The organism is Photobacterium iliopiscarium (assembly GCF_003026395.1).
Taxonomy (GTDB): domain Bacteria; phylum Pseudomonadota; class Gammaproteobacteria; order Enterobacterales; family Vibrionaceae; genus Photobacterium; species Photobacterium iliopiscarium.
In genome coordinates, this window is record NZ_PYOO01000031.1 from 1 (window position 1) to 2,016 (window position 2,016).

3 tRNA genes and 2 rRNA genes are annotated in these 2,016 nt (G+C 48.7%); all 5 read left to right on the forward strand.

The annotated features are described in order from the left end of the window. Positions 1-1,065, forward strand: a 16S ribosomal RNA gene (locus C9J51_RS19280); the annotation flags it as partial. A 100-nt stretch (positions 1,066-1,165) separates the two neighbouring features. Further along, positions 1,166-1,241, forward strand: a tRNA-Glu gene (locus C9J51_RS19285). Between the two features lie 37 nt (positions 1,242-1,278). Further along, positions 1,279-1,354: transfer RNA gene (locus C9J51_RS19290), tRNA-Lys, on the forward strand. A 31-nt stretch (positions 1,355-1,385) separates the two neighbouring features. Then, positions 1,386-1,461, forward strand: a tRNA-Val gene (locus tag C9J51_RS19295). 330 nt (positions 1,462-1,791) lie between these two features. Continuing rightward, positions 1,792-2,016: ribosomal RNA gene (locus C9J51_RS19300) — 23S ribosomal RNA — on the forward strand; the annotation flags it as partial.

Sequence of the window (2,016 nt, forward strand, 5' to 3'; positions counted from 1 at the left end):
TTGACGTTAGCAACAGAAGAAGCACCGGCTAACTCCGTGCCAGCAGCCGCGGTAATACGGAGGGTGCGAGCGTTAATCGGAATTACTGGGCGTAAAGCGCATGCAGGCGGTCTGTTAAGCAAGATGTGAAAGCCCGGGGCTCAACCTCGGAACAGCATTTTGAACTGGCAGACTAGAGTCTTGTAGAGGGGGGTAGAATTTCAGGTGTAGCGGTGAAATGCGTAGAGATCTGAAGGAATACCGGTGGCGAAGGCGGCCCCCTGGACAAAGACTGACGCTCAGATGCGAAAGCGTGGGGAGCAAACAGGATTAGATACCCTGGTAGTCCACGCCGTAAACGATGTCTACTTGAAGGTTGTGGCCTTGAGCCGTGGCTTTCGGAGCTAACGCGTTAAGTAGACCGCCTGGGGAGTACGGTCGCAAGATTAAAACTCAAATGAATTGACGGGGGCCCGCACAAGCGGTGGAGCATGTGGTTTAATTCGATGCAACGCGAAGAACCTTACCTACTCTTGACATCCAGAGAATTCGCTAGAGATAGCTTAGTGCCTTCGGGAACTCTGAGACAGGTGCTGCATGGCTGTCGTCAGCTCGTGTTGTGAAATGTTGGGTTAAGTCCCGCAACGAGCGCAACCCTTATCCTTGTTTGCCAGCACGTAATGGTGGGAACTCCAGGGAGACTGCCGGTGATAAACCGGAGGAAGGTGGGGACGACGTCAAGTCATCATGGCCCTTACGAGTAGGGCTACACACGTGCTACAATGGCGTATACAGAGGGCTGCAAGCTAGCGATAGTGAGCGAATCCCACAAAGTACGTCGTAGTCCGGATTGGAGTCTGCAACTCGACTCCATGAAGTCGGAATCGCTAGTAATCGTGAATCAGAATGTCACGGTGAATACGTTCCCGGGCCTTGTACACACCGCCCGTCACACCATGGGAGTGGGCTGCACCAGAAGTAGATAGCTTAACCTTCGGGAGGGCGTTTACCACGGTGTGGTTCATGACTGGGGTGAAGTCGTAACAAGGTAGCCCTAGGGGAACCTGGGGCTGGATCACCTCCTTACCTAAAGACTTTTCTGTTTTATGCAGTGTCCACACAGATTGCTTGGTCGAAATGTAAAAGAGCCGACGTAGGTTGCCCAACAACTTGCGTTATGAACATTGTCCCGTTCGTCTAGAGGCCTAGGACACCGCCCTTTCACGGCGGTAACAGGGGTTCGACTCCCCTACGGGACGCCACTTCTCTTCTTTTTATAAAAAAGAGACAGTGCACAATGGGTCGTTAGCTCAGTTGGTAGAGCAGTTGACTTTTAATCAATTGGTCGCAGGTTCGAATCCTGCACGACCCACCATTCTTTCTCACGAAGGAATCAAAACTATCGTGGGCGATTAGCTCAGTTGGGAGAGCACCTCCCTTACAAGGAGGGGGTCACTGGTTCGAGCCCGGTATCGCCCACCACTCTCTAAGTGTTTTCTGCACGGATACGCAGATTTAATGAAGAATTTCTTTATTAAGTCCGCATTTTTGTCGCTAAAAATGATTAGAAAGTGGTTTTCAATAGAAAATTGCATGCTCTTTAACAATCTGGAAAGCTGACTAGTAAATTTAATCGAAAGATTAATTTTAAAAAATGTTTTTATCTTCGGATGAAAACGAGTTCTCAAAACAACACACATTCAAGTGTCTTGTATCGAGTCCGGCGAAAAACCAATGTTTAATATTTTCTTGATCGGATTATTAAACGCAAACCTTGGTTGTTTGAACATACAAGACCTCTTGGGGTTGTATGGTTAAGTGACTAAGCGTACACGGTGGATGCCTTGGCAGTCAGAGGCGATGAAGGACGTATTAACTTGCGATAAGCCCAGATTAGGCAGTAAAAGCCGCTTGAGTCTGGGATTTCCGAATGGGGAAACCCACTTGCATAAGCAAGTATCATTAACTGAATACATAGGTTAATGAGGCAAACCGGGGGAACTGAAACATCTAAGTACCCCGAGGAAGAGAAATCAA